The 12,322-nt window shown below is 67.5% G+C and carries 6 protein-coding genes; 3 read left to right on the top strand and 3 right to left on the bottom strand.

Annotated elements, in window-relative coordinates; all coding sequences use genetic code 11:
- Window positions 1-41: 41 nt before the first annotated feature.
- The gene (locus ACXJLU_RS18355) at window positions 42-599 is read left to right on the top strand and encodes a hypothetical protein (protein ID WP_457333372.1); all 558 of its coding nucleotides are present in this window, start codon (window positions 42-44) and stop codon (window positions 597-599) included.
- Between the two features lie 27 nt (window positions 600-626).
- On the opposite strand, the gene ACXJLU_RS18350 is transcribed toward ACXJLU_RS18355, so the two are convergent.
- From ACXJLU_RS18350 to mobA, 3 genes are all read right to left on the bottom strand, one after another.
- Entirely contained in the window at window positions 627-5,345 is a 4,719-nt protein-coding gene (locus ACXJLU_RS18350; RefSeq protein WP_457333370.1) for an RAD55 family ATPase, read from the bottom strand.
- Window positions 5,335-6,684 (bottom strand): ATPase, T2SS/T4P/T4SS family, encoded by a 1,350-nt coding sequence (locus ACXJLU_RS18345; protein ID WP_457333368.1) that lies wholly within the window; start codon window positions 6,682-6,684, stop codon window positions 5,335-5,337. Before ACXJLU_RS18345 ends, ACXJLU_RS18350 begins: the two co-directional genes overlap by 11 nt.
- A 106-nt stretch (window positions 6,685-6,790) precedes the next feature.
- Window positions 6,791-7,381: a molybdenum cofactor guanylyltransferase MobA gene (mobA, locus tag ACXJLU_RS18340; RefSeq protein ID WP_457333376.1), complete on the bottom strand. Its 591-nt coding sequence runs from the start codon at window positions 7,379-7,381 to the stop codon at window positions 6,791-6,793.
- A gap of 212 nt (window positions 7,382-7,593) precedes the next feature.
- On the opposite strand from mobA, the gene ACXJLU_RS18335 reads away from it, so the two are divergent.
- Window positions 7,594-9,390 carry an NADH-ubiquinone oxidoreductase-F iron-sulfur binding region domain-containing protein gene (locus tag ACXJLU_RS18335; protein WP_457333366.1) on the top strand — a complete coding sequence of 599 codons (1,797 nt, stop codon included), beginning with the start codon at window positions 7,594-7,596 and terminating at the stop codon, window positions 9,388-9,390.
- The gene (fdhF, locus tag ACXJLU_RS18330; protein WP_457333364.1) at window positions 9,390-12,260 is read left to right on the top strand and encodes a formate dehydrogenase subunit alpha; all 2,871 of its coding nucleotides are present in this window, start codon (window positions 9,390-9,392) and stop codon (window positions 12,258-12,260) included. Before ACXJLU_RS18335 ends, fdhF begins: the two co-directional genes overlap by 1 nt.
- The last annotated feature ends 62 nt before the right edge of the window (window positions 12,261-12,322 follow it).

The following is a 12,322-nucleotide window of genomic DNA, read 5'->3' as shown; positions in this document are numbered from 1 at the left end:
CGTCAAGTTAGAGTGACCGCCTTTGACCAAGGACGCACTGAATGCTGCCTCTGTTCGACACGAAGTGGGCCGCGCTGCGCGGTGGCTATCGAGTGCCATACGATCCATCGGCTGCTCTTTCAAAGCTTGGGCAGGGTCACGACACTTGGGACGAACTCTGGAGTGAACTTCATCATCAGGGTGATGTGGGAGAGGCTTCGTATGCGGYCGTACCGCACCTTGTCGAGATCGCTGCCAAGTCGGGCCAGCGATCCTGGAATTTCTATGCGCTGGTTTCCACGATCGAAATCGAGCGGCATAGGACATCGAACCCGCCTCTGCCGGGCTGGGTGGCCGACGACTACTTCATGGCAATTCGCGGGATGCAGCGCCTCGCGTTGAATGATTTGCCTCTACAAGACGACCCTCTGACCGTGCGAGTGATCCTGGCTGCATTGGCGCTTTGCCGGGGACAGGTGAAGCTGGGAGCGTTGATCTCGTTCCTCGACGAGTCGGAACTGGATGAATTTGTCGATGAGCAGCTTTCATGGGCTGACCTCTATTCGCCAAGAGAAAGCCTGAGCCCGTCCGGCCTGCCGACTTTCGGACCCTCGTTGTGAGCCTGCCGCAAAGCGGATCGCGTCCGATCAGCGGTCTTCCGCCGCCACGACCGGCGATCCCGCGACCGGATCCGCCGTCAGGCCTCCGAGCTCCAGGCGAAGCCCTTCGAGCCGAGGAGCGAAGCGCTTCGGCGAGATCGCTGCATCGTGGGGGAAGCTGCCGCGCGACAGCTTGTCGTAGGCGCTGCAGCCGCGCAGCGTGCCGGGACTCTGGAGCTCGTGCTCGTCGAATCCGGCCGTCCATGCGACGAGCCGGGCCACCCAGTTGCGCATCAGCGGGTCGTACCTGTAGTAGTGGTCGAAGCCCGATCGGAACAACCAGAAGAACGACTCGGTGCCGAACGGGTCGAGCGTGCTTGCCGGCTCGGTGTGACCTGCCGTCCCGGCCGCGCTGGCCAGTTCGTACCAGGGCTTGCCGTTGTCAGGGCCCGCCACAGGCGCCGGCAGCGCGTACTCGCCTCCGAGCCACAGCAGCTTGCCGTAGGAGACATGCATGTGGTCGCCGTTCGGCGACACGGTGAGACCGGTGCGGATGTGGCCGAGGGCCTCGCCGTGCAACAGGTCGCGTGTCGGCAGCCCCAGGCCCATCTCCAACCGCGTGCGGTTGGCGCGGCGGCTGGTGAGCAGGTCCAGGGCCATGTCGGCCAGCCGATTCGAGCGGCTGCCGCGCGCCACGGCGAGGAACCAGTCGCCACGCATCGTGAAGTGCCCTGGCATCCGCACCGGCATCAGGCGACGCGGATTCACGCTCTCGCGATTGGCTTCGGCGATGCGCCTCGTCTCGTCGCAGGCGGTCGTGTAGTAGTGGCGGGTCGCCACCGCATCCGGCTCCTCGCGTGGCTGCGCCGGCATGTGGTCGACCTCGCAGTGATCGCGCATGCGGGGCATGTCGAGCGCGTCGGACAGCAGCAGCCAGGCCTTGTAGAGCTGGAGCGCATAGCCATCGCCGAATTCTAGCTGCAGCAGCATCGCGCGCCATGCCTCCTCCCAGCTGGATTCCCAGTGGAGTATCCCGGCCTCCGGTTCGCCCTCACCGCGCGGCGGAGGCAGGGGAGGGCACGCCGGACACGCCACCTCCAGCGGTTGGCGCTCCCCGTCGACATGGAAGCGGTTCTCCATCGAACGGCGTGTCTCGCTGCCCTGGATGAACTGCAGCAGGCGATTGAACGGACCCTGGCTGTCGGGATCGCGATCTTCCGCCTTCAGCCCGGAGAAGAACTCCATCGACAGGCACTTGACGTTCGACAGCGCCTCTTCGGCCCACTGCCTGGCCTGGTTCAGCTTGTCGAGCGACGCCGCCGTGCACGTGGCGCGTTCGGCCAGTGCCAGTATCCGGTTCGCGTCCCGGACGATCTCCGAAATCCAGATCTCGAACAACAGGCTCACCGTCGAGGCCAGCGACGCACCGGCGATGTCCAGCGCCACCGGCGCGCGATCACGGCCGTTGCGTTCGGCATCGGCGACGACGCGGCACGCACCGATGAAGGCTCGCCACGGCACCACGGGCGCGGACGCGTCATTCGGCCACGGCGAGCGCTGGATCGCCTGGGTCGAGGTGTCGTCGCTCTTGAGCCTGTGCAGGCCCTTCCAGACATCGCCGACGTGGGAGAGGGGTCGTTCGCGGCCCCACTCGCACAGGAGGCCCGCGTCCAGCTTCAGTGCGCTTCGGCGATTCCACTTGTCCTCGTCGCAAATGAGGAACGCGAAATCCCAGGTGAAGGGCACGCGGTCGGCACCCTCGATCAACGGAATGCGGCTGCGGTAGAGCGGCTGGCCTGTGCCATCGAGTTGCTGGAACGACTCGGCTCGGGATCGCAGCGACTTCTTGCTGCCATCCGGCTTCGGAACGCGCGCGAACAGGCCATAGACGTCGGACCCGGCGGAATATCGATGTGCGTGCGGGTCGGCATCGGGCTCGTGGCCCGCGCCATTCGCGCGCGCGGCGCGGGCAGCCTCGCCGGTCGCGTCAGACTCCAGCGATTCAAACAAATAGTCTGCCTGGGGGCGCAAGGAGGCCCGCTTCTTCAGCGCCCAGAAGCCGTCCACCACGAAGACATGGGTGTACGGCAATCGGGTGTCCACCATCAGGTGGGCGAAATCGCGCAGGGCGGAATAGCTCGCGGTGTCATGGGCCTTGACGACGCAGGCGGGGTCGTCGACGCCGGTGAACAGCCGCCGGAACAGTTCGTTCTCCTGGATGGCATAGCGCCGGAACGCCTCCGTCTCGCCCCACAGCGAGATGAGCAGCGGTACGGGCTGTGGATTGCCGCGCTCGACATCCGCGTAGAGCTCGAAGTGCGGGTCGACGTGGACGTCGGCCGGCAGCATGCCGCGCGCCGGTACCCTGGCGATCGTCGTCGCCTCGGGCGGCGCAGGATCGGGCCGCCGGGAGACCAGTTCGCGGATGACGCCGTGGTCGCGGTCGCCCTGGCGCGGGCTCACCGCGATCGCGACGCGTTCCTCGCCGAAGAAGGGCACGCGCCAGGTGAGGATCTGCAGGTCGACCATCGCGCGCAATGCGAGGCTGCCTGGCTGCAGGAGCATGTCCGGCCGGCCGTGGTCCGTGTCGACGAGCAGCGCCGTGACGCCGAGCCGGCGCAGCCGAAAGACGAGCACCGACAGGAACAGCGGGTCCGCCGCGACATCGGGGAGGATGTCCCGGATGTGGCGCAGGTCGCTGATCACCACTCGCACCTCTCCCGCGCCCTTGAAGCCGATGACCTCGGCGCGCCGCGGCTCCTCGCGACCGACGAGATCGAGCCCCTGCTGGACGCAGCTGTCGACGATCTGCCACAGCTGCGGCGCCGTGAGGTCGACACTGTCGATGCGGCGCACGATCACGAATCGTTCGATGATCCGCCTCAGCTGCCAGATCAGGACCTCGAAGGGGATCGACTCGAAGCCCATCAGGGCCTTGCGCAGATCTTTCTCCTGGGCCTTGACGATGCTCCAGGAGAACTGGCTGCTGTCCACGTCGCGCGTGGTGACGTACACGACAGGCGTCAGCAGTGCGCCGGACAGTCGCAGCAGCGACATGGCCGCGACCAGCTGGTCGTCGATTCCCGTCGCGTGGTCGTCCTCGTCGTAGAACGCGAACTCGTCCCAGCGCGTCTTGTACGGCAACAGGTCGCCCTCGCACACCGCCGTCGGGCGGTCGGCACGCACGTCTTCGCCCATTTCCCGCTTCAGCCTGTAGCCGCCCTTGGTCACGTTCTCGATGAGCCCTTCCAGGTGCGGCAGTGTCTCCAGCCATCGGTCGCCGAGCCGGGGATGCCCCTGCATTCGCACGTGATGGACGAACGACAGGTCCCGCAAGCCTGCGGCGTCGGCAGCGTGCGACCGGCGCTTCGCCGTCCAGGACGTCGCGATCTGCACCGCCTGCGCGACCGCGCCCGAAAACTGCGCGAACTGATGGAGCAGGTAGCAGGCAGCGAGCTCCTCCTTGTGCGTTCCGCCGTCGCCGATCAAGGAGGCGATCGAGCCGGCCGCGATGCCACCTCCTCCACTGCGCTTCGCGCCGGGAGACGGCAGCGACGGTGCGAGCAGGTCATCGAGGAAGCGGATCCCGAACTCGATGCGCTTGTCCGCCTGGCGACGGTTCTCGTCCTCGGGGCGCGGCACGTTGGCCGAGAACTTGCGGCTCAGGTAGTTCAATGACGCGAAGATCTGCACATACGGCGTCGCTTCTCGCTTCAGCCCGAACGCGCTGTGCGTCTTGGCGCGCGGGTCGTCCGGATTTTCCCATTGGCCTGTCGACGTGCCTCGGCCCGACCGGATCTCGTAAGGATGCTCGCCGCTGGCGAAACTGCGGCCGCGGCATTTCTCGATTTCGAGCAGCCGGCGCACCATCTCGCCACGACTGTGCCGGCGCAGGTGCAGCACCGAATCCGCGATGTACTCCTCGGGATGGCGTTTGCCGTTCTCGGGTTCCTCGACGAGCATGACGACGTGCCAGCCGCCCGCCGACGCGCGCACCAGCTGCGCAATCCGTGCCCGTCGCGACATGCGCTCGCCGAAGGCATTCTGCTCTCCGACCAGCGTCTCGAATCCCTCCACCGAGTCGATGATCAGCAGGTTCGGTGCGGCCTGCGGCTGCCGCTCGATGCTAGACACCAGGCGGGTGGCGAACAGCCAGTCGTCGCCGGTGGTGAATTCGCAGAGATCGAGGAAGGCGACGGCCTGCCGCGCCGGCTTGCCGGGCTCGCCCTCGATGAAGCCGGTCACCGAGACCTGTCCGTCCTTGCCCTCCAGGTCGTCCATCGTCGCGACGGTCTGGACGAGGTCGATCCTGACGGCATCGCTCTCACGACCCGGCTGCGTCAGCTTGCGGCGAAACTGGCGCTCCGCGTGCCGGATGAAAGGACGATGGTGGCGCCACGGGTTGTCCAGCCCGAACTCGCTCCACGCCCGTTCAGCCACGCGGAACCCGAGATCGCTGGACAGGTAGAACACGCGCGGCGGTGCCACGGCGCCCCTCTTGTTCGTGACGGCAAGCCAGCGTCCATGCATCGCCATGTAGGTTGATGCAAGGTGCAGCGCGAAGATCGATTTCCCTGTCCCGTCCTGGCCGACGATCGCGAGCGATGTCGGCTTCGCGAGGTAGGCCGGCTTGGCGACCTGCGCATTGCTGTCCTTCGGGAACAGCAGGTCGTGTTCATCGTTCAGTCCGAACAACTCGTCGAGCATGGGAATGCCGAACGGCAGCGGCGCGATCCCCTCGGCGTCGGTGGCAGCATCATTCGCCATAAAGATCTCTCTTCTGCGCCGCCAGGAGCAGGCCCTGCGATTTGTTGTAGTCGCGGATCGCTTGCCATGCCGCCTGGACATCGTCCGCACCGTCGATCTTCGCCACGGCGATGTTGGACAGCTCGCGCGCGAAGAACTTGCGGCCCAGCGTTCCCGTCGCAGCTGCGCAGTCCCTCGGCGCGTGCGGCAGCAGCGATGCCAGGCCGTCGGCGATCAGCATCTGCCGTCCCTGGGAGTTGTTGCGGTACAGCGCCGGCAGGATGCCCGACAGCTCGTGGCCGGCTGCGCTGCCGTAGCGCTTGTCATCCGGCAATCGCACCGACACGCTTTGCAGATGGACGATGCCGAGCAGCTTGGGCACCCACAGCGCGCGCGTGCCCGGTTCGCGCGCTTCGCACGCACTCAGCACCTTCTCGACGGACTCGACGAGGCTGCCGGCATGGGCCGTCGCGATGATGAAGTGTCCGGTACCGCCGAACTCGATGCATTGCCTCAATTCATCCGGTTTGCGCACCTCGCCGACATAGACCACGGCGGGCTTCTGGCGCAGCGCGGACTGCAGGGTCTCTTCGAGCGAGCCTGTGTCCTTGCGGAGCTGGCGTGGTGTGTAGTCGATCCACGCGCGGCTGCTGGCCATGTCGCGCTCATCCGGCGTCTGCGCCTGCGATGCGAGCGGTTCGAACAGCCTCTTCTCGATCGGGTCCTCGTGCGTCAGCACATGCGGATGCCGCCCCTTGCGCGAAAGGTGCGACAGGTACTCGTGCACGAGGCCGCGCGATATCTGCGACTTGCCGCTGCCGGTGCCCCCGGTGACGAGCAGGAAGCCTCGCGCATGTCCGCTCAGCGACTTGCCGAACGCCCTGGTCAGGACATCGACCGTCTCGGAGAAGGAGAAGAGATTCGCGTTCTTCACCCATTCCTCATTGACCTTCTCTCCCGAGTAGCTGGCGCGCGCCCTCCAGTTCGTCTCCAACTCGAGCTGGCCCGCATGCTCCTCGCGTTTCAGTGCCTTGGGCGTATCCCAGCGCACGGTCGCACTCCATTCCTGCCCCTCGCTGCAACTGCAGACGTGCACGCGCGCCGGGGTGGTTCCGACGTCGATCGAGAAGTCATAGGAGGTCTTGCGTTGCGGCTTGCCCTGCGCGTCCAACGCCGCCGGGCCTTCGCGCTGCTTGAAATAGCGTGTGAACGAATCGCCCTCCGCGGCGTCACCGTCGTTGGCCGATTCAGGGCGCGCGCAATGGATCGTGAAGTCATCGACACGCCGCGCATTGCAGGCCTGCTCCAGCCAGTCCGCGGGTGGGGATGGTTTTTCTCCGACAGGGTTCGTCTCGGCCATCGTGTCCCCCATGCGCCGCGGAAGGCGAATGACACCACAAGGGGGATGCCTGGCTCATCCCCAAGGTGGATGAGGCACGCGCGGCACGCATCTGCATGCCCTGTGGTCAGGCGGCGCCGAGCCTGCGCAGTTCGTCGAGCGTGTTGGCATTGAAGAACGCACCGACGTCGTCGAACACCACATCGACGCAGCCCTGGCGCTCCAGCCACCACTCGATCTTGCGGCCACCTTCGCCAAGGTAGGCGGCCAGGTCGACGTGCAGATCCGCCCTGAGCAGGCAGAACACCGATTGCCGCTGTCGCTCGCCGGCCTCCTCGGTGACGGCCACCACCGCCCGCGCATCGCCGGCCGCTGCGGCCAGGGTCGCCACGAGATCCTCGGGAAACCGCGGCGTGTCGCAAGGCACCGTCGCCATCCATTCGGTGCGGCAGTGCAGCAAGCCGGCGAGGAAGCCTGCCAGCGGGCCGGGATATGCCGTGTCGGCATCCGGCAGCACGGGAAAACCATAGCCGCGATAGACCTCCGGATGCCGGTTGGCGCTGATCATCAGCGAGCCGACCTGGGGCGCCATGCGCCGCAAGGCATGCTGCACCAGCGGTTCGCCATCGAGCGTCTGCAGGCCCTTGTCGACACCGCCCATGCGGCTTCCCCGGCCGCCTGCCAGGACCAGCCCGGTGATCTGCTCACGTTGGATCATGTCGCCCTCGTTGGCTGCGCCTTGCGGCGGATGCGGAACCGGCAGGCATTCTGCCGCCGTTGGCCGACCGATATCCTCGGTCAACGATATCGACTAGGATCCCGCAAGCCGAAGATGAGCCCACGGGGCACGTCGCGGGCGGCATCGATGTCGCCAGGAAGTGCCAATGGATTGACCCACTGGCCGGAGCGCACCCCGCTTCGACGACCCGCATGACGACAACTGCCACGCGTTCCAACGAACCCGGCACCGTGCCACTCGCCTCCGTGGACGAGATGCGCGGCAAGCTTCGCCGCAAAGGCAAGCTGAAGGGGCGCCAGCCTGATCACGTGTCGCTCGAAGAGGTGCAGGCGCTGGTCGGCCCGGGCCCGCACCGGCGCGACCTGCTGATCGAATACCTGCACCTGCTCAACGACGCGTGGAACGGCCTGCACGACCGGCACCTGGTGGCGCTGGCCCGCGAGCTGAAACTGTCGATGGCCGAAGTCTTCGAGGTCGCGACCTTCTATCACCACTTCGACGTGCTGCGCGGTGACGAGCAACCGGCCTCGCTGACGGTGCGCGTGTGCGACGGCCTGTCTTGCGAGATGGCCGGCGCACAAGACCTGCTGGCACGCCTGCCGGCGCTGCTGGGCACCGAGGTCCGGGTCATCGCGGCGCCGTGCGTCGGCCGCTGCGAACAGGCGCCGGTCGCGATCGTCGGGCAAGCGCCGGTGGTGCACGCCAAGGCGGCCGACGTCGAGGCCGCTGTCGCTGCGGGTGCCGCCCGGCACACCCTGCCGCGCGACGATGGCAGCTTCGACGCGGGCGCCACCGGCCCCGCACCGATCACCAACGCACCGCACGAGGTGGCTCCCGTCTACGTCGGCTACGACGCTTACCGACAGGGCGGCGGCTACCAGCTCGCGGCGGCCGTTGCAGCCGGCCAGACCCCGGCGGCCGACGTGCTGAAGGCGATGACCGATTCCGGCCTGCGCGGGCTGGGCGGCGCAGGATTCCCGGCCGGGCGCAAGTGGGGCATCGTGATGCAGCAGCCGGCCCCGCGCGTGATGGCCGTCAACATCGACGAAGGCGAGCCCGGCACCTTCAAGGACCGCACCTACCTGGAACGCGATCCGCACCGCTTCCTCGAGGGCCTGCTCATCGCCGCGGCGGTGGTCGGCACCGAGGCCTGCTACCTCTACCTGCGCGACGAATACCACGGCTGTCGCGCGATCCTGGAGCGCGAGCTGCAACGCTTGAAGGCCGACCCGCCGTGCCCGCTGCCGCACATCGAGTTGCGACGCGGTGCCGGCGCCTACATCTGCGGCGAAGAGTCCGCGATGATCGAGAGCATCGAAGGCAAGCGCGGCGAACCGCGGATGCGACCGCCCTACATCGCGCAGATCGGGCTGTTCGGCCGTCCGACGCTGGAGCACAACTTCGAGACGCTGTACTGGGTGCGAGACATCGTCCAGCGCGGCCCGGCCTGGTTCAGCGGTCATGGCCGCAACGGGCGCCACGGGCTGCGCTCGTTCAGCGTCAGCGGCCGCGTGCGCGAGCCGGGCGTCAAGCTGGCACCGGCAGGCATCAGCGTGCGCGAGCTGGTCGACGAGTTCTGTGGCGGCATGCTGGCGGGCCATGAGCTCTACGCGTACCTGCCCGGTGGTGCGTCCGGCGGGATCCTGCCGGCCAGCCTCGCCGACCTGCCGCTCGATTTCGACACGCTGCAGCCGCACGGCTGCTTCATCGGCTCCGCCGCCGTCATCGTCCTCAGCCAGCAGGACAAGGCGCGCGACGCTGCGATGAACATGATGAAGTTCTTCGAGCACGAGAGCTGCGGCCAGTGCACGCCGTGCCGCGTCGGCACCGGCAAGGCAGCCGCGTTGATGGCGGAGCCGCTCTGGGACCACGCCACGCTGGAAGACCTGAGCCAGGTGATGATCGACGCGTCGATCTGCGGCCTGGGCCAGGCGGCCCCGAACCCGGTGCGCTGCATCCAGAAATACTTTCCCCACGAGGTGTCGTGATGAATGCGCCGGAACGAAATCGTTTGATCCCCGCCAGCGTCGAGTTCACGCTCGATGGGCAGAGCGTGCAGGCCTTCGACGGCGAGACCATCCTGCAGGTGGCCGACCGCCTGGGCGTGGACATCCCGCGCCTGTGCTACACGCCGGGCTACCGGGCCGACGGCAATTGCCGCTCGTGCGTGGTCGAGATCGACGGCGAGCGGACGCTCGCGCCGAGTTGCTGCCGCGCGCCGACCGCCGGCATGAAGGTGCGCGCCACCAGCGAGCGCGCCGTCAAGAGTCAGAAGATGGTGCTCGAGATGCTGCTCTCGGACATGCCGGCGAAGGGCCACAAGTGGATCGGCGACGACGAGACGCGCCAGCACGGCGAACTCAGCGACTGGGCCTCGCGCATGCAGGTGAGCGTGCGCCCGGCGCTGGCGGCGATCGCCCGTCAGCAGCCGGCGCCTGACTTGTCTCATCCGGCGATGGCGGTGAACCTCGATGCGTGCATCCAGTGCAACCGATGCGTGCGCGCATGCCGCGAGGAACAGGTCAACGACGTGATCGGGTTCGCGTTCCGCGGCGACGACAGCGCCATCGTCTTCGACCTGCAGGATCACATGGGCGACAGCACCTGCGTGGCCTGCGGCGAGTGCGTGCAGGCCTGCCCGACCGGCGCGCTGATGCCCAAGAGCCACATCGGCGCGCAGGAAGTGGATCGCAAGGTCGATTCGGTCTGCCCGTTCTGCGGCGTCGGTTGCCTGCTCACCTACAACGTGAAGGACGAGCAGATCGTCAGCGTCGACGGGCGCGACGGCCCGGCCAATCACAGCCGCCTGTGCGTGAAGGGCCGCTTCGGCTTCGACTACGCCCACCATCCGCAGCGCCTGACCAAGCCGCTGATCCGCAAGCCGGGCGTCGCGAAGCATCCCGATGCCATCGGCGACCCGGCGGACTGGAGCGAGGTGTTCCGCGAAGCGACCTGGGACGAGGCGCTCGACCTGGCCGCCAGCAAGCTCACCGCGCTGCGCGACACGCACGGCCTGAAGGCGCTGGCCGGCTTCGGATCGGCCAAGGGCAGCAACGAGGAGGCCTACCTGTTCCAGAAGCTGGTGCGCACCGGCTTCGGCAGCAACAACGTCGACCACTGCACGCGCTTGTGCCACGCGTCCAGCGTCGCGGCGCTGCTCGAGGGGGTCGGCTCGGCGGCCGTGAGCAACCAGGTGAACGATGTCGAGCACGCGGGCCTGATCCTCGTCATCGGCTCCAACCCGACCGCCAACCATCCGGTGGCCGCCACCTGGATGAAGAACGCCGCCCAGCGCGGCACCAAGATCGTCCTCGCCGATCCCCGCATCACCGACATCGGCCGCCACGCCTGGCGCACGCTGCAGTTCCGCGCCGACACCGACGTGGCGCTGCTCAACGCGCTGATCCACACGGTCATCGACGAGGGCCTCGTCGATGCCGACTTCATCGCGCGGCGCGCCAACAACTTCGAGGCGCTGAAGGAAAACGTGAAGGGCTACAGCGCCGAAGCGATGGCGCCGATCTGCGGTATTCCAGCAGAGACGATCCGCGAGGTCGCGCGCGAATTCGCGACCAGCAAGGCGTCGATGATCCTGTGGGGCATGGGCATCAGCCAGCACGTGCACGGCACCGACAACGCGCGTTGCCTGATCGCACTCGCGACCGTCACCGGCCAGATCGGCAAGCCGGGCAGCGGCCTGCACCCGCTGCGCGGCCAGAACAACGTCCAGGGCGCGAGCGACGCGGGCCTGATCCCGATGATGCTGCCGAACTACCAGCGCGTCGACAACCCGGGCGCGCACGCCTGGTTCGAGAAGTTCTGGAACACGCCGCTCGACGACAAGCCCGGCTACACGGTGGTCGAGATCATGCACAAGGCGCTCGCGCCCGAGACGGATCCGCACAAGATCCGTGGCATGTACATCATGGGCGAGAACCCGGCCATGAGCGACCCCGACCTGAACCATGCCCGCCACGCGCTGACCTCGCTGGAGCACCTGGTGGTGCAGGACATCTTCATGACGGAGACGGCGTGGTACGCCGACATCGTGCTGCCGGCCAGCGCCTGGCCGGAGAAGACCGGCACCGTCACCAACACCGATCGCATGGTGCAGATGGGGCGCCGCGCGCTGACGCCGCCGGGCGATGCGAAGCCCGATCTCTGGATCATCCAGCAGATCGCGAAGCGCATGGGCCTGCCGTGGAACTACCAGGGGCCGGAGTGCGGTGTCGCCGAGGTCTACGAGGAGATGCGCCAGGCCATGCACACCGCGATCAGCGGCATCAGCTGGGATCGCATCGAGCGCGAGCAGAGCGTGACCTACCCGTGCCTGACCGAAGACGATCCGGGCCAGCCGACCGTCTTCGTGGACACGTTCGCGACCCGCGACGGCCGGGTCAAGCTGGTGCCGGCGGACATCATTCCGGCCGACGAACGCCCGGACGGCGATTACCCGTTCGTGCTGATCACCGGCCGGCAGCTGGAGCACTGGCACACCGGCAGCATGACGCGGCGCGCGAGCGTGCTCGACGCGATCGAGCCGGTGGCCACTGCGTCGATGAATGGCGGCGACCTGCGCAAGCTGAAGGTCAACGCGGGCGACGTCATCACCGTGAAGTCGCGTCGGGGCGAGGTCGCGCTGAGCGTGCGGCGCGACGACGGCACGCCGAGCGGCGCCATCTTCATTCCGTTCGCGTACTACGAGGCGGCGGCGAACCTGCTGACCAACGCGGCACTGGACCCGTTCGGCAAGATCCCGGAGTTCAAGTACTGCGCGGTCGCCATCACGCCCGGCGGTACGCCGGCAGCCACGGTGGGCTACGGCCGCGAAGGATTGACGGCGGGGGCTGTTGCCTGAAGTTCCAGGTGCGCGCTGATGACAAGGCTTCCGACCCGGGCAGCGGCAGCTGCCGGGACGGA

The sequence above is a fragment of the Rhizobacter sp. P5_C2 genome (assembly GCF_054049715.1).
This window is presented reverse-complemented; position numbering and strand designations above follow the sequence as displayed.